16 protein-coding genes are annotated in these 14,189 nt (G+C 42.5%); 8 read left to right on the top strand and 8 right to left on the bottom strand.

What is annotated here, in order from left to right; all coding sequences use genetic code 11:
- Positions 1-38 precede the first annotated feature (38 nt).
- From ACTW1R_RS08970 to ACTW1R_RS08960, 3 genes are all read left to right on the top strand, one after another.
- The gene (locus ACTW1R_RS08970; protein WP_159161487.1) at positions 39-824 is read left to right on the top strand and encodes a MurR/RpiR family transcriptional regulator; all 786 of its coding nucleotides are present in this window, start codon (positions 39-41) and stop codon (positions 822-824) included.
- A 103-nt stretch (positions 825-927) separates the two neighbouring features.
- Positions 928-2,490, top strand: coding sequence for a maltose/glucose-specific PTS transporter subunit IIBC (malX, locus tag ACTW1R_RS08965; protein WP_060791978.1), 1,563 nt, complete (start codon positions 928-930; stop codon positions 2,488-2,490).
- Between the two features lie 30 nt (positions 2,491-2,520).
- Positions 2,521-3,681 (top strand): MalY/PatB family protein, encoded by a 1,161-nt coding sequence (locus ACTW1R_RS08960; RefSeq protein WP_074933665.1) that lies wholly within the window; start codon positions 2,521-2,523, stop codon positions 3,679-3,681.
- Positions 3,682-3,740: 59 nt separating this feature from the next.
- On the opposite strand, the gene ACTW1R_RS08955 is transcribed toward ACTW1R_RS08960, so the two are convergent.
- Both ACTW1R_RS08955 and ACTW1R_RS08950 read right to left on the bottom strand, forming a co-directional pair.
- Positions 3,741-3,911 carry a hypothetical protein gene (locus ACTW1R_RS08955; protein ID WP_010748430.1) on the bottom strand — a complete coding sequence of 57 codons (171 nt, stop codon included), beginning with the start codon at positions 3,909-3,911 and terminating at the stop codon, positions 3,741-3,743.
- 189 nt (positions 3,912-4,100) lie between these two features.
- Positions 4,101-5,501 (bottom strand): C69 family dipeptidase, encoded by a 1,401-nt coding sequence (locus ACTW1R_RS08950; protein ID WP_159161486.1) that lies wholly within the window; start codon positions 5,499-5,501, stop codon positions 4,101-4,103.
- A 165-nt stretch (positions 5,502-5,666) separates the two neighbouring features.
- Here ACTW1R_RS08950 and ACTW1R_RS08945 point away from each other — a divergent pair, with 165 nt between their 5' ends.
- From ACTW1R_RS08945 to ACTW1R_RS08935, 3 genes are all read left to right on the top strand, one after another.
- Positions 5,667-6,086 carry a DUF4430 domain-containing protein gene (locus tag ACTW1R_RS08945; protein WP_005226209.1) on the top strand — a complete coding sequence of 140 codons (420 nt, stop codon included), beginning with the start codon at positions 5,667-5,669 and terminating at the stop codon, positions 6,084-6,086.
- Complete coding sequence (locus tag ACTW1R_RS08940) at positions 6,070-6,615, top strand: metal ABC transporter permease (RefSeq protein ID WP_015509784.1); 546 nt, start codon at positions 6,070-6,072, stop codon at positions 6,613-6,615. Before ACTW1R_RS08945 ends, ACTW1R_RS08940 begins: the two co-directional genes overlap by 17 nt.
- A gap of 167 nt (positions 6,616-6,782) precedes the next feature.
- Positions 6,783-7,154: a hypothetical protein gene (locus ACTW1R_RS08935; RefSeq protein WP_005226207.1), complete on the top strand. Its 372-nt coding sequence runs from the start codon at positions 6,783-6,785 to the stop codon at positions 7,152-7,154.
- An 89-nt stretch (positions 7,155-7,243) separates the two neighbouring features.
- On the opposite strand, the gene ACTW1R_RS08930 is transcribed toward ACTW1R_RS08935, so the two are convergent.
- A complete protein-coding gene (locus tag ACTW1R_RS08930) occupies positions 7,244-7,516 on the bottom strand; it encodes a hypothetical protein (RefSeq protein WP_005226206.1) in 273 nt (90 codons plus the stop codon).
- A 135-nt stretch (positions 7,517-7,651) separates the two neighbouring features.
- Here ACTW1R_RS08930 and ACTW1R_RS08925 point away from each other — a divergent pair, with 135 nt between their 5' ends.
- Positions 7,652-7,849 carry a hypothetical protein gene (locus ACTW1R_RS08925; RefSeq protein ID WP_159161485.1) on the top strand — a complete coding sequence of 66 codons (198 nt, stop codon included), beginning with the start codon at positions 7,652-7,654 and terminating at the stop codon, positions 7,847-7,849.
- 36 nt (positions 7,850-7,885) lie between these two features.
- Here the strand turns inward: ACTW1R_RS08925 and ACTW1R_RS08920 are convergent, their stop codons facing one another.
- The 3 genes from ACTW1R_RS08920 to rsxC are packed head-to-tail and all read right to left on the bottom strand — an operon-like array spanning position 7,886 to position 10,883.
- Complete coding sequence (locus ACTW1R_RS08920) at positions 7,886-8,458, bottom strand: hypothetical protein (protein WP_015509782.1); 573 nt, start codon at positions 8,456-8,458, stop codon at positions 7,886-7,888.
- Between the two features lie 24 nt (positions 8,459-8,482).
- Positions 8,483-9,553, bottom strand: coding sequence for an RnfABCDGE type electron transport complex subunit D (locus ACTW1R_RS08915; RefSeq protein ID WP_159161484.1), 1,071 nt, complete (start codon positions 9,551-9,553; stop codon positions 8,483-8,485).
- Entirely contained in the window at positions 9,546-10,883 is a 1,338-nt protein-coding gene (rsxC, locus tag ACTW1R_RS08910; protein ID WP_489927262.1) for an electron transport complex subunit RsxC, read from the bottom strand. The genes ACTW1R_RS08915 and rsxC overlap by 8 nt, the downstream gene beginning before the upstream one ends.
- Positions 10,884-11,068: 185 nt before the next feature.
- Here rsxC and ACTW1R_RS08905 point away from each other — a divergent pair, with 185 nt between their 5' ends.
- Entirely contained in the window at positions 11,069-13,003 is a 1,935-nt protein-coding gene (locus ACTW1R_RS08905) for a heavy metal translocating P-type ATPase (protein WP_159161482.1), read from the top strand.
- Between the two features lie 32 nt (positions 13,004-13,035).
- Here ACTW1R_RS08905 and ACTW1R_RS08900 read toward each other — a convergent pair whose 3' ends face one another.
- Both ACTW1R_RS08900 and ACTW1R_RS08895 read right to left on the bottom strand, forming a co-directional pair.
- Complete coding sequence (locus tag ACTW1R_RS08900) at positions 13,036-13,479, bottom strand: hypothetical protein (protein ID WP_005226200.1); 444 nt, start codon at positions 13,477-13,479, stop codon at positions 13,036-13,038.
- 120 nt (positions 13,480-13,599) lie between these two features.
- Positions 13,600-14,127, bottom strand: a complete 528-nt coding sequence (locus ACTW1R_RS08895; protein ID WP_005226199.1) for an HdeD family acid-resistance protein — start codon at positions 14,125-14,127, stop codon at positions 13,600-13,602.
- Between the last annotated feature and the right edge of the window lie 62 nt (positions 14,128-14,189).

Here is a 14,189-nt window from a genome sequence, read left to right as displayed (position 1 = left end):
GAGAAGAATGAAGAAACAGTAGAGAGGAGAAGCAGGTGATGAACCATTTATACAAACGAATCCAATACAAAATCCCTGAGCTAAACCGAGTAGAACGAACCGTCCTTAACTATTGTTTGAGGGCGCCTGAGAAAGTTTCGGAAATGACGGCCGATGAGTTAGCTTCTCAAACCTATACTAGTCAAGCAACGATCAGTCGAATGGCGAAAAAGCTTGGCTTTACGGGTTTTCAAGAATTCAAATTTTCATTGAAAAGTTATCAAAGCCTTGAAAGAAACGAGTCTGCTACCCAAGCCTCTCTTGGCTTATCCCCACTGATCAAGCAAATGATTGACCAGCTGACGACATCCTTATCAATGATTGAAGAAGCTGACTTTCAGCGTGCCGTGGAAATGCTGCAGCAAGCACAACGAATCGAATTTTTCGCTTTAGGGCAAAGTGCGCCGGTCGCATTATCTGCAAGTCGAAAATTGCGCTTTTTAGGTAAAACAGTGGGTGCATCAACGGATTGGGATGAATTGACAACCATCGCGAACCAACTATCAAAAAATGATTTAGCTCTTTTTATTAGTCATAGTGGAGAAACGATCGGGATGCTAAATTATGCTACTCGTTTGAAACAAAGAGGCGTGCCGATTTTAGCCTGTATTGGTCAACCAAAAAGCACGTTAGAAAAGCTTGCCACCTTCTCTTTTCCTGTTGAAATGACAGCGATTTATCATTATGAAGTCGATTTGAGCCCGCGGATCTCCTTAGCGGCGTTACTGGATATTTTAATTATTCAATACGCCAATCAAATCGAAGCAGGACTTGATCCTGAATGACCATTCCATTTTGTGAATGGTCATTCTTCTTTGGGGAACTGTATTGTAAGCCTTCTTGATATCGTTTACATTTTAAGAGATAAAAGTGTTAGGAGGAAATGATATGCAAAAAGGAAAGAAAGCAAGCTGGATGGAAATTTTTCAAGGACTTGGGAAAACATTTATGTTGCCAGTCGCTTTACTCGCATTCATGGGTTTATTTTTAGGGATTGGTAGTTCATTTTCATCTTCTTCAACGATCGACGTTTTCCCATTTTTAGGTGCCCCTTGGCTCCAAGTGGTTTTTCGTTTCATGTCAACGATCGGTGGGTTTGCCTTTAGTTACTTACCCGTCATGTTTGCGATGGCGATTCCTTTAGGTCTAGCAAGAAAAGAGAAGGGAGTTGCGGCATTCTCAGGCTTTGTGGGCTATGTCGTGATGCATTTATCCATCAATTTTTATTTGCAAGAAACGAATCAATTAGCTGCTGCAGATCAACTACGAGAAGCAGGGCAAGAGATCGTTTTTGGCATTCAAACATTATCAATGGGTGTTCTAGGAGGTATTATCGCAGGATTGATCGTTTATAAATTGCATATGCGCTTCTACCATTTTCAATTGCCAGATAGTTTTGCATTCTTTTCAGGAGCACGTTTTGTTCCAATCATCACCTCGCTTACTTTAGCTATGGTCGGGGTGATCATTCCGATGATTTGGCCGTTGTTTGCTATGATCATCACAGGAATCGGACATTTGATCCAACAAGCTGGTCCTTTCGGTCCGTTCTTATTTGGTTCAGGTGAGCGCTTGTTACTGCCATTTGGATTACACCATATTTTGGTTTCCATGATTCGCTTTACCGAAGCCGGGGGAAGTCAGCTGATCGATGGTCAGCAAGTCTTTGGGGCGTTGAATATTTTTTATGCGGAATTACAAAACGGCTTGAGCATCTCACCAAGTGCAACTGCGTTCTTGTCTCAAGGGAAGATGCCAACCTTCATGTTTGGCTTACCGGCAGCAGCATTAGCTATGTACCACACGGCAAAACCTGAGAATCGTTCAAAAATAAAAGGTTTATTGATTTCAGGCGTCATTGCAACTTTTGTGACAGGAATTACTGAACCAATCGAATTTTTATTCTTATTCATCAGCCCTTTATTATGGATTTTTCATGTCATCATGACAGGTGCTGGATTTATGGTAATGAGTCTATTAGGTGTCACGATTGGAAATACCGATGGGGGCGTGCTTGATTTTCTTATCTTTGGCGTGATGCAAGGCGCATATACAAAATGGTGGCTCGTTCTGATTGTAGGAGCTTGCTGGTTTGCCCTTTATTACTTTGTTTTTAAAACAGTAATCCTTCGCAAGAACTTGAAGACACCTGGTAGAGAAGAGAACAGTGATCAAACGAATGAGTTGGAAGAGGAAATGACCTATTCTGGAAAGAGTGGCTATGATGCCCATGGTATTTTGGCAGCATTAGGGGGAGCAAGCAATATTGATTCTTTAGACAATTGCATTACACGGCTACGCCTCGTTCTAAACGATGGTACATTGGTTGATGATGAACGGCTGAAAAAACTAGGTGCGCTTGGGGTCGTTCACTTAGATGATACTAACGTGCAAGTAATCATTGGAACGAAAGTAACAACAGTCAGAAATCAACTTGATGCGATTCTTTAGCAAAATTGTCAAGTAGTAGGAGTGAAGAAAATGTTTTTTGATGAACCAATCAATCGTAAAGGAACCCAGTGTACTCAATGGGATTATGTTGAAGACCGTTTTGGTGAAAAAAACTTGTTGCCATTTACGATTTCCGATACGGATTTCAAGGTGCCAGCTGCAGTTGAAGCGGCACTTATCAAGCGGATGCAGCACCCGGTTTTTGGGTATACACGTTGGAATCATAATGAATTCAAGCAAGCGGTCTGCAAATGGTATTCTGAACGTTTTAACAGCATGATCAAAAGCGATTGGCTGGTCTACAGTCCTTCCGTTATGTATAGCGTTAAACAGCTCGTCACCCTACTCAGTGAACCAGGAGATGGGATCATTGTTCAGACGCCAGCGTATGATGCGTTTTATAAAATGATCAAAGAGAACAAAAGAAAAATCGTACCTAATGCACTCATCTATGATGCTAAGTCGTATCGCATTGATTTCGAAGAGCTAACAAGATTGATGGCACAGCCTGAAAATAAAGTTCTTCTCCTCTGTAGTCCTCATAACCCAACTGGGAGAGTCTGGCAAAAGGATGAGTTGCAACGAATCATCGAATTGGCGAAAACCCATGATGTATTTATCATCTCTGATGAGATCCATATGGACATTGTAAGAAAAGGACAAAGGCATCAACCGATCATTGATTTGTTGCAAGAAAATGTAGCCCTTGTTACTTCGGGAAGTAAAACATTTAATTTCCCAGGGTTGATTTATTCTTATGGAATCATTCCTGATCCCAAGTTGCGTGAGCGCTTCTTAACTCAGTTAAAAGAAGCCGATGGGTTGAGCTCCACCAGTATTTTTGGCATGACCGCAACGATTGCTGCCTACGATAATGAAAGTAAGTGGGTGGATCAGCTCAATGACTATCTTGATGGTAACATTGCTTATGTGATCGCTTATTTACAGGAACATCACCCAGAACTCGTGGTCACGAAAAGCGAAGCCACGTATCTTATGTGGATTGATTGTACAGCACTGGGTTTAACGATGGCGGAATTGCAGCAACGAATGATTCGTAAGGGGAAAGTCGCGATTATGTCAGGAGAGATCTATGGGAAAGAGGGGAGAAATTTTTTGCGCCTAAACATTGGCTGTTCGCGAGAAAAACTCATTGATGGCTTGAAGCGATTCACATTGAGTTTGACATAAAAAAGAACCCACTGAGCGATCAGAAAGATCCTGTATTCTTTCTGATCGCCAGTGGTTTTTTAGTCTTTCGTCGTGCGGGGAGTCATTGCAGTAGTAACGGGGATTGGTTCAACGACATGGAAATAACCTTCTTTGTCTTGAATGATCAGCATATCTTGCTGACTCTTGCTCTTGATGATCTCACCTTTAACAATTTCGTTGGTGACAGTCCGATAAATGCTTGTAGTCATGTTCATTCCTCCCTCCCAACGGTTTTTACCAATTGATCTTCAATAGGGGGACTGGTACAAATCAATTGCTTGATTTGTACCAGCAAGGAAAAAGAAAACGAATTGGTATCTTTAGTATAGGAGAGCAATGTTTAGATTGCTGCAATTCCATGTAAAGTTTTTGTTAATCCTTTTATTCTCAGCGATTGACTAATCGGCTAAAGAAAAACGCAAGGCCATTTTATTACTGCCAGACTCCACCATTTTTCCTAGTAACGTTGTTGCATTTTTTAAATACAGTTCGGCCATCTCAGCGTTGGCTTCTTCAAGCAGACGAGTAGGCTGCTTGTCAGCGGAAGCTTTACGATCAGTTTTTTGTTGGATGCGGCGACAAGCCGCCATCGTTTCCATTTCAAAACGGTTGGCAAGATCACTATAGCGATCGTAGTCGCTGTCTCCAATCAACGCCAAGGTGCGTCCTAACCAATAGCTATTTGATGGATCGTAGGTCTTTGTCGTATCACAATAGCCAAGTGGGGTCTTAGTGATAGCTGCATAAAAGGGCACAACGCCATTGAAGGTATTGGGGCCAAAGGCAAGCCAATGAATGCCAGCGATTGCTGCGGGCACGTGGTTGCGGATCTGTAAAATATGGACTTGCTGGTTGCGATTGAGAGCAATCGATCGGAATTGTGTTTTTTGTGTCTCGCTCCCTGTACCGTAAGGGTCAAAAGGCGTATTTTGGAAGTGGGAGCTCAATGCCCATTTTACATCTTCCACGGATAGCTTTTGTTTTGGGTAGCATACAAACGGGAGCTCTTGATCGATCGGTTCAGCGGCTGTTCCGCTAAAGTGTTTTTGAATGTACCATGCCCGCGGGTTATTGTAACGGGTATCTTTTTCTGAGGAGCTGCCAAAAATATGGCGTAGATTAATGCCTTCAAAATCAGGATTTAATTGATAGTCTTCAATCAACTGTTCGAGATCCTGCGAACACAACGTCATTTCTGAGGCGAAATCGAAGTGATCAATGTTTAAGCGATTTGGTGCCACGACATAGGCATCATCTGGTATGCGAACAGCTGCCCAGTGATGTCCACCGATGGTTTCCATATACCAGATTTCCTCGGCATCAGAAAAAGCGATCCCGTTGGCTTCATAGGTCCCATAGGTTTCTAAGAGTTCCCCTAAGCGTAAAATACCTTCTTTAGCGGAATGGATGTAAGGCAGTACGATGCTGACGAAATCAGCTTCCCCGATACCATCTTCCACATATGGATCAATAGCCAAAATGCGTGAATTGGTTGTGATCGTTTCTGTTGCAGTCATGGCGATATTTTCTTCATTGATACCTGAAGCTGCCCAAACTCCTTGCGATTCATCTGCTTCAGGGGTTGAAGTATAGCGTAATGATTTTGCTGGCAAACTGATTCGACAGTTGCTTAAAACGGCGTAAAATTCATTTCCTTGCTGTTCTGGAGTGATGACGACGAATTTTTGCGGTTCCGAACCGCTTCCAGAATCTTCATTGCGGGCAATCATGGTCGAGCCGTCGATCGATGCTTTTTTTCCTACTAGTAAAGTGGTACAGGACGCTTTTTTTCTATCCATCTTTCCAACACACCTTCATTTCTTCTTACGAATGATTGAAGCTAGTATACCCATAGTCTCATGGTTTTACAATGCTTTCTATAGAGAGGAACAAAAAAATTTCGCCTTTTTTATTAATTTTTAGTAGAATAAGGTGTTGTAAAAAAAATCAAAGGAGCCATTATTATGAAGAAAACAGTTGTTTTTAGTTATATTTTTTTACTAAGTCTGGTTTTTGCCGGCTGTGCCAAACCATCGATGGATGCGGGAAACTCTTCCAGTGAATCTTCGTCAGTCCAACAAAACGCCGAAGAGCGCACTGCCCAAATCAGCTTCAATAATAAAAGTGAAGAGCAAGACCAGGAGATCGAAACCAAAACGGTCACTTTTAAAGAAGGGGTTTCTTTGATGACTATCATGAAAGAGAACTTTGACTTGGAAGAAAATCAAGGGATGATCACCAGCATTGACGGTTTAGCGCAAGATGAAAAAGCTGGCTATTATTGGACATATACGATCAATGATGAAATGATTACAACTGGGGCAGATGATACCTTTTTAGGAAACAACGATAAAGTGGTTTTCACCTATGAAAAATTCGAATAAACCACTTGCATTTGCTGGAAAAGAAATTGCTTATTTAGGGCTGCTTGTGGCAGCGGCCGTCGTCGGCAGGTCACTTTTTCAACCCTTACCCAATGTTCAACCAATGACGGTGATCTTTTTATTAGTAACCATCCATTTAGGTCTTAGTCGTGGATTGATCGTTTGTCTGCTCTCGATGCTGATTACCAATTTTTACATGGGAATGGGAATATGGACGATTGCTCAATTAGTTAGCTATGCAATCATTATTTTGGGGATGTATCTGTTGTCAAAAAGCAAGCTGTTTATGAAACGGTTGCTTTTACAAGTCAGCTACAGTGTATTTGCAGGGTTTGCTTATGGCTTTGTGATATCTTGGATCAGTGTCAAACTTTATGGGTTTCCTAGCTTTTGGGCTTATTATTTTCAAGGATTGAGCTTTGATGCCCTCCACGCAATAGGCAATGGCATTTTTTATCTGTTACTAGCACCGATTTTTCTGCGGCTTTTCCAACACTACTATCCAAAGAACAACAGCGAAGGGCACTAAGCGCTTCGCTTTTTTGTTGAGTTAGCTAGTGTCAGGCAAAACGTCCATGACTAGAGGAAAAGTCTTTGACGATCAAACGAGGTGAAAGGGGCTATGTGAGGAAACAAGCAGGCATATTGTTGTGCAAAAGCGGTTTCTGCAGGTATCCTTAAGGTATCTAAGGAAGGATGTGGCTTTTGATGAAATGGATCGTGAAAAAAGATGATTTAGAAAGCTACCGTGCGAAGTTCCATGGAAAACTGGCTGGTTATGCCGAGGAAGCCAAAATGATTGCCCTGCCAACACCAAAGTATTTTATCGTGGTGGTTGACGAAGAAAAAATCCACTTGATTCAGTTAGATCTGCAATTTCATGAAAAAGGGATGCAGACAATTATGATCCATGAGATCACAAAATTACAACTAGGCGGTGTGGTAAATAAAAAAGTCCAGATTCAGACACCTTCAACCACTGTCAAACTAATGATCAAACCGTTGGCGATCGGTATCAAAGAGGAGCAAAAAGCCTTGATCGATCGGTTTACTAGAATGTCGCGATAAACATCGGAGGAACACGCGGGAAAAATCAGCTGGATTTTTTCAAAAAAAAAGCAAGGGCAGTTGTCTGCACTTGCTTTTCGTGAGTCCTGTTATTCTGGCGTACCGACGATTTTAATAAACTCATCGATATTCTTGATTTTCATATGCTTGATCACTAACTGTTCCCGCTTGTTCCATTTTCCTTCGACTTCTAATTGGTATTTATTTAATGGAAGGCGTAAGACATAACTGGCTAAGTAGCGATCCTTAATAATGCAATTCACGATTTTGTGGTCTTCTAAAAGTTGGATACCTGTTAGCATCATTGGCGTTTCTTGAAAAACACGGCTATTGACTAACAATCCAGTGTGGGTTTCGTTCATGGGATCTTCCTTTCTGATAAACCTGGGATAAATCATCTTTCTGTCTGTTATGTTACCTGATTTGCATCAGAAAGGCAATTCCTATAATAAATCCTCGTTATTATGTGCCACGTAAAAAGAAAGGAGGCAAAAGGAATGGTTGGGTATAACCGTTTCTCAAAAGAGTTTCAAAAGGCTTCGAAAGAACTCCCTGAAGGGAAGAAGTCCAAAAATGCCAATAAAGGGCTGCGAACACGACAAAAAATCGCTGCTGAAAAAGAACAAAAGGCACAAAATGCTTTTTCGACTGGGTTTTTGATCGGTTCCTTCAGAGAAATGTTCCGCAAGAAATAAGCAAGTTCCGCTGCCAAAGCGGGACTTGCTTTTTGTTTAGAATAAATAGTTGAAGAAGACACCGTTGAGAAAGGAAAAGCTCAGATAAAATAGAAAAAGTGTCACGATGTCCAGGGGTAAGCCTTTCAGAATTGGCGGAATTGCGGCAATTTGATTTCGTGTATGAACCCCTGACAACGCACAGGAAAAGAGAAAATACATGCCTACAGCAACAAATAAATTGGTTAAATAGTCGGTATAGGGAAATTGGGTCACAGTGGCGATCGTCAGCAAGATGACACTGACTAGGGTCGTCTTTTTTAGATCATTCGTCAAGAAACGTTTTTTTGCTGGAACGATCAGTAAGCATAAACTGGCAGTAATCAAGGCGATGATGGCAGCACTTACCAAATTGGTGACCACTTGATTGCCATAGACAAAGCGATTTTGAAGCAAAAGATAAAAACTTAAACCGCTCAACAAGTATGCGACTGCAATGATCCCTGACAGGAAAACCACCCGTGTCGTCACGTTCGGTTTTTTTTCTTTGACGGTCGGCGCCAAATTTTGACAGGCGTAATTTGTGAGTAGAATGACTAGGAAGACCACTAGTCGATTGGCGATCATCATACGAGAACGCTCCTTTCTTGCGTTTTAGCTCATGATTTTAAGGTTGAACGGGGTCTTTTTTCCTTCCCCTAAAATGCGAAGGCGTAAGAAGCGATCGATGAGTGGAGTAAAACAATTCATGATCAAGATGGCATAGCTCATGCCTTCGTTTGTGAAACCAAAGAAACGGAAGAGGACAACGAGAAGCCCCACGCCTAAGGCAAAAAGATTTTCTCCTGCTTTTGTTCCTGGAGTCGAAGAATAATCAGTCGCCATATAGATCGCACCCAGCATGGCACCACCGCTGATGATATGGCCGATCACCGTTTGCCAACTGCCAGTAAAAAGTCCTTCTGGACCAAGGATAAAAGCAAAGAGCCCGATCGTTGCAAAAATAATCAGTGGGATACGAGGGGAGATGATTTTCTTGTAAACGAGAAAAATTCCACCCAGCAGTAAAAGCAAGGCGCTGGTTTCACCGATTCGTCCCCCAGTAAATCCTAAAAAAGCATCCAATAGATCAGAACCTCTTAAAGTGTCCCCGGCCTTCATGACAGCTAACGGCGTAGCACCGGAAACGACATCGTTCGCCGTAGCTTGCGAAACCACATCAGGAGCAATGCTGCCAAAAGGTGGATCTGGCCAACTGATCAAAAACATCTGGTTATAAAACAAGCCAATCAACAAGGCGCGACCACCAAGGGCTGGATTTAAAAAGTTATAGCCGATACCGCCAAAAAATTCTTTGACGATGATCACGGCAAACGCCACCCCGATCACTGGGAAATACCAAGGTGCGGTCGGTGGAAGATTCATCGTTAAAAGCAATGCCGTCACAACGATGCTTAGATCGAAACGAAATGGCCGTTTGATGAGGTAGGACCAAATTCCGTCTGCGGCAAACGCCGTGGCTAACGCAATGAAAAACAACCCATATACCTTGAGCCCGAAAAGGTAGCCCGAGAATAAAACTGTTGGTAGTAAGGCTAGTACTACACAGCCCATGATTTTGACTGTTTCGTCATTGCTGCGAATATGGGGGCTTGGTGGTGTTTCTTGGTTTTTTCGTTGCTGAAAGAGGCGCTCGCTATCGGAATCCTTGTAGTAATCAGGCACTTTCCTTCGCCTCCTTCTGCAGCTGTGCAACCTTGCCTTTTGCGGCAGTGATGTTGGCAGCTAAGGAACGTTTGGCTGGACAGACAAAGGTGCAAGCACCACAATTGATACACGCTTCTGCCAGCAATTCTTCACATTTTTGATAATCGCCTGCTCGATAGAATTGATCGATCTCCATCGGCATCAGGCGCATCGGACAAGCTTTGACACATTTATTGCAGCGAATGCAGGGGTTTTCGGCATATAGCCAATCGGTTTCTTCATTAAAAACAACAATCCCGTTGCTGCCTTTGGTGACCGGAACCTTTAATGTTTTGACGGATTTCCCCATCATGGGGCCGCCAAGGATCAGCTTGCTGGGCGCACCTTGAAAGCCGCCAGCAAAATCGATCAACTCTCCTGCGAGTGTTCCTAAAGGATTTTTGACGATGCGTGGATGTTGAACATCACCAGTCACGGTTGTATAGCGTTCAATCAGCGGTTTGTCATAACAGACCGCTTCAGCGATGGCAAAGCTGGTGGCAACATTGATCAATACGATCCCAATATCGGCAGTCAAGCCGCCTAAAGGTACCTCCTGATCGGTCAATAACTCTACTAACTGCTTTTCACCACCGGTTGGATAAACAGTTGGGACAGTAACGACTTCTATCGTGTCATCCTCTGCACTTGCGGCTTGCATCGCTGAAATGGCTAGCGGTTTATCATCCTCGATGCCAATGATGATTTTTGGATCAGCTAACAATTTTTGGGCAATTTTTGCCCCTTGGATGATTTTTTGGGCTTCTTTTTGCATTAAGAAGGCATCACTGCGCAAAAAGGGCTCACATTCAGATCCGTTTAAGATCAAGGTATGGATTTTTTTATTTTCATCAATACTGAATTTGACATGGGTGGGAAACGTTGCACCGCCTTTGCCGGCGATACCGCCTTGACGGATTTTTTTGAGGATCGTATGGTTAGCAGCAGATTGCCAGTTGAATGGGGTAGACAAAAAATCATTATCGAAGGCATAATCGTTTTCAATGATGATGGTTTTTCCTTCTTCATTGTTTTGATTTGGCCAATCGACAATATCGACGATTTTGCCCGAAACAGATGCATGGACTTTCGCAGATACAAAGGCATCTGCTTCAGCGATCACTTGCCCTTGCTTGACGTACTCACCAACGGAAACCGTCGGTTCGACAGGGGCACCAATATGTTGTGCCAAAGGGATAAAGACCATCGTGGGTGAAAAGGTAAGGATTTCATCTTGTTCGATCATTAATTTTTCTTTTAACATTTGTAACGGGGGACTTAGTGAAATTCCGCCAGTAAATGTTCTCATAGCCAACACTCCTTTTTTCTCCTAACTTTATTCTAGCATGCCATCCGCATTCTCAAAACCATAAACGCTTACATTTCACAAGAAAAACTTATTTCGGTTGACATATGATTGTTTGTTCATATATAATCAGGGTATAAACATGATTGATCGTTCATATGTTCGATGGAATAGAGGAGGTTTTGATGATGGCTGAACATACTTGTCAACACGAGCACACAAAAACGAAGGGACATACGCATACCCATGATCATGGGACGTTTCCTCGTAAGGTTTACTTCGCGGGGGTAATCATCTTTATAGTGGCGCTGTTTATTTCGAATCAATGGGTAAAAGACGGGGTTTATTTTGCTGCAGTTTTATTAGCGGGCTACCACATTTCGTGGGAAGGGATCGAGGATACCGTAAAAAGCACAAGAATCAATCGGCGCTTTACGCCAAATGTACATCTATTGATGTTATTAGCAGCGATAGGGTCAATGATCATAGGCAATTTTAATGAGGCAGCCTTACTGATTTTGATTTTTGCTGGTGCTCACTTTTTAGAAGAATACGCGGAAGGGCAAAGCCGACGTGAAATTACCAATCTTCTCAAATTGAATCCAACGGAAGCACGTTTGATAGGCCCAGATGGGAAAACCAAAAAAATTGCTGCTTCAGAGATAAAAAAAGGGGATATTTTACAAGTTTTGCCTGGTGATCAGTTAGCAACAGATGGGGTGATTCTTTCTGGCACGAGTGCCATCAACGAAGCTTCCATCAATGGCGAGAGTATACCGCGAGAAAAAACAACGGGAGACGAAGTTTATGGCAGTACCATCAATGGCAATGGAACATTTTTGATGGAAGTCACAAAAGACAGCTCGGAAACGGTCTTTGCCAAAATTCTTTCAGTCGTTGAAGCGGCACAGTCGAATCAGTCACCAACAGAAACACGAATCAAAAAAATCGAACCAATCTATGTAACCATTGTTTTCATTGCAGTCCCTTTGTTCATCTTAACAGCACCGTTTCTACTTGGTTGGGATTGGTATACCAGTTTTTATCGCGGGATCGTGATGATGATTGCAGCGTCTCCTTGTGCGTTAGCAGCAAGTGCGGTACCTGCTAGTTTATCTGCGATTTCAAATCTAGCGAAAAAAGGGATTCTTTTTAAAGGCAGCAACTACTTAACGAATTTTGCTCAGATCAAAGCGGTGGCATTTGACAAAACGGGCACGTTGACCGTCGGAAAACCAACGGTCACGGATGTCATTTTCGCTGAAGCCATCGATCAAGCAGAGGCCGCTTCCATCATCGTTTCGCTGGAAAAACAAGCCAATCATCCATTAGCAGATGCGATCGTTACTTATTTTGAGAAGAACAATAAAGGGCAGCAAAACGAACAGCTGACGGTTACGAATGAGATTGGTTCCGGTTTAGTAGCCGTCTCAGGAACAAAAACCTATCGATTAGGAAAAAGAACCGAAAACTCCCAGTTAACAGGTTCGTTGGAGCAACAGTACCGTCACCTGGAGGCGCAAGGAAAAACGATGGTCTTTTTTTCCATTAATGAAGAGGTTGTCGCAATCATCGCTTTGATGGATGAGCCGAACGAACAGGCAGCTTCTGTGATTCGTTATTTAAAAAATGAAGGGATCCATACCGTTATGATCACCGGAGATAGTGCGTCTGCTGGGGAAGCCATCGGAAAGCGGCTAAACGTTGATCAAGTGGCGGCTAATGTGTTGCCTGAGAACAAAGCGGAAGCGGTTCGAGCACTCCAAGAAGCCTACGGACAAACCGCCATGGTGGGGGATGGCATCAATGATGCGCCCGCACTTGTTCAGGCAGACATCGGTTTTGCGATGGGGGAAGGGTCAGATGTTGCTATCGAAGTGGGGGACGCCGTGATCATGAAAAATGATCTTTCACGCTTCGCGTATGCCTATCGCTTAGCGAAGAAAATGGATCGAATCATTTGGCAAAATATTTTCTTCTCCATGTTTATCGTCGCATTATTAGTCGGGTTGAATCTATTTGGAAAAATGAATATTGGGCTGGGGGTATTTGCCCATGAAGGAAGTACGTTGATTGTATTGTTTAACGGGTTGCGCCTTTTGCGCAAACTGCCAGATGCATAAAAAAAAGCGGCTATCGAAGGATAGCTGCTTTTTTAATGACTGAATTGTGTCGAAGTTGGAAAATCAAAGGCATCGATTTTTTGCAATCGATTTTCGATCCTTCTTAAAATCCCTTCAGAGGAATCCAACGGTTTGATTGCATGATAAGCAGTCAGTAACAGGTCTTTTTCTTTAGCGGGACGGTTTTCGATGCGGTAGATATTTGCTAGTCGTTCCACGTATTCATAATGACTATAGTCTGTTTTGTTGATCAAGAAATGCAAAAGATCTTTTGCTTTTGCGTAGTCTTCTTGAAGATAAAAACTGATTGCTTCACGATACAATTTGATATCAAGTTCTTCGATCTGGTCAGGGGTTGCTTTAAGCGCACGCCACTCATTGATCGAGATTTTTCGTACGACTTTGCCAGTTGCATCGGTCAAAAAAATTACCGGTACATCGTTTGGATGTTTTGCTTCTTGCTTGATTTTCTTCATGTCGCACCTCCCGCGTGTCAATGGACTGACTGTTTGATATCTCCTATTTTAAAAGGAATAGCGGGAAAAGTCTACATGTAGATGTTAGATTCGTAGGAAATTTTAAAACATTCTCATTTATTAGGCTCTTTTTCGTTGAAAATGGTTGACCGCATCGGAGGCACCCATGAAAATCAAGATCCCGCCAAAAATTTGGAAGAATAACAACCAAGTGGCGAAGGGATTCAATACTAGGATGATCCCTGCAGCAATGATCAATAGACTGATGATCAAGCTAGTGATATAAGGTAAACCAATGCGTTTTTGGTTAAAGCTTGCCATCAATCGGGTGCAACCGCTGATGGTGATCATGATTCCTAAGAAAAATGGCACGATGGCAAGTAACCCTTTGGCAAAAACTAAAATCGCAGCTGCCGCAATTAGCAGTAAGATACCAGAGACGGATTGCACATTGCGATAGCCCTTTTGTTTTTCTTTGTAGCTCGTATACAAGCTAATGATCCCTAAACATGCAATATACCCGGCAACAAGATAAACGATCGTGTTGAAGACAGATCGTGGTGCAATCAAGATGATGAAGCCAAAGACGATATATACGACGGCACGAAGTAAATCATAGCGTTGTAATTTATCAAAAAATGCATTCATGATAATTCCTCCTTTTTTTCCTATTGTACCGAATTCTTGTTAAAATAGATATCAAAAAACCT

The organism is Enterococcus sp. R12, assembly GCF_058135755.1.
The sequence above is the reverse complement of the archived record's forward strand: the minus strand, read 5'-3'. Positions and strand labels throughout refer to the sequence as shown.

What these genes read in the sequence shown, in the direction of transcription:
- ACTW1R_RS08970 (WP_159161487.1), top strand. Translation starts at nt 39, where the DNA reads ATGAACCATTTATACAAACGAATCCAATACAAAATCCCTGAGCTAAAC.
- malX (WP_060791978.1), top strand. Translation starts at nt 928, where the DNA reads ATGCAAAAAGGAAAGAAAGCAAGCTGGATGGAAATTTTTCAAGGACTT.
- ACTW1R_RS08960 (WP_074933665.1), top strand. Translation starts at nt 2,521, where the DNA reads ATGTTTTTTGATGAACCAATCAATCGTAAAGGAACCCAGTGTACTCAA.
- ACTW1R_RS08955 (WP_010748430.1), bottom strand. Translation starts at nt 3,911, where the DNA reads ATGACTACAAGCATTTATCGGACTGTCACCAACGAAATTGTTAAAGGT.
- ACTW1R_RS08950 (WP_159161486.1), bottom strand. Translation starts at nt 5,501, where the DNA reads ATGGATAGAAAAAAAGCGTCCTGTACCACTTTACTAGTAGGAAAAAAA.
- ACTW1R_RS08945 (WP_005226209.1), top strand. Translation starts at nt 5,667, where the DNA reads ATGAAGAAAACAGTTGTTTTTAGTTATATTTTTTTACTAAGTCTGGTT.
- ACTW1R_RS08940 (WP_015509784.1), top strand. Translation starts at nt 6,070, where the DNA reads ATGAAAAATTCGAATAAACCACTTGCATTTGCTGGAAAAGAAATTGCT.
- ACTW1R_RS08935 (WP_005226207.1), top strand. Translation starts at nt 6,783, where the DNA reads ATGTGGCTTTTGATGAAATGGATCGTGAAAAAAGATGATTTAGAAAGC.
- ACTW1R_RS08930 (WP_005226206.1), bottom strand. Translation starts at nt 7,516, where the DNA reads ATGAACGAAACCCACACTGGATTGTTAGTCAATAGCCGTGTTTTTCAA.
- ACTW1R_RS08925 (WP_159161485.1), top strand. Translation starts at nt 7,652, where the DNA reads ATGGTTGGGTATAACCGTTTCTCAAAAGAGTTTCAAAAGGCTTCGAAA.
- ACTW1R_RS08920 (WP_015509782.1), bottom strand. Translation starts at nt 8,458, where the DNA reads ATGATGATCGCCAATCGACTAGTGGTCTTCCTAGTCATTCTACTCACA.
- rsxC (WP_489927262.1), bottom strand. Translation starts at nt 10,883, where the DNA reads ATGAGAACATTTACTGGCGGAATTTCACTAAGTCCCCCGTTACAAATG.
- ACTW1R_RS08905 (WP_159161482.1), top strand. Translation starts at nt 11,069, where the DNA reads ATGGCTGAACATACTTGTCAACACGAGCACACAAAAACGAAGGGACAT.
- ACTW1R_RS08900 (WP_005226200.1), bottom strand. Translation starts at nt 13,479, where the DNA reads ATGAAGAAAATCAAGCAAGAAGCAAAACATCCAAACGATGTACCGGTA.
- ACTW1R_RS08895 (WP_005226199.1), bottom strand. Translation starts at nt 14,127, where the DNA reads ATGAATGCATTTTTTGATAAATTACAACGCTATGATTTACTTCGTGCC.